At 70.9% G+C, this 244-nt stretch carries 1 protein-coding gene; it reads left to right on the top strand.

The window, feature by feature from the left end:
- A partial coding sequence (locus AC1RPH_RS08485; protein ID WP_481762146.1) for an SDR family NAD(P)-dependent oxidoreductase occupies positions 1–244 on the top strand: 244 nt, incomplete at both ends.

Below are 244 nucleotides of genomic sequence, written 5' to 3'. Positions count from 1 at the left end.
GCTGGTCGAGGAGCGGGGCACGCGCTACGCCTTCGCCGCGGCCGACATCACCGAGCCGGGCGTGCCGCAGCGCATGGTGGACGCGTGCGTCGACACCTTCGGCGGCCTCGACATCCTGGTGAACTCGGCCGGCATCAACCTGCTCGACGACGTGACCGGGTTCGGTCGCGAGAAGTGGGACCCGATGGTCGCGGTGAACCTCACGGCGGCGTTCGAGTTCGCACACGCCGCCGCGCGGCACATG

It is taken from the genome of Dellaglioa sp. CoH-57-MRSF-16, from assembly GCF_056782055.1.
This window is presented reverse-complemented; position numbering and strand designations above follow the sequence as displayed.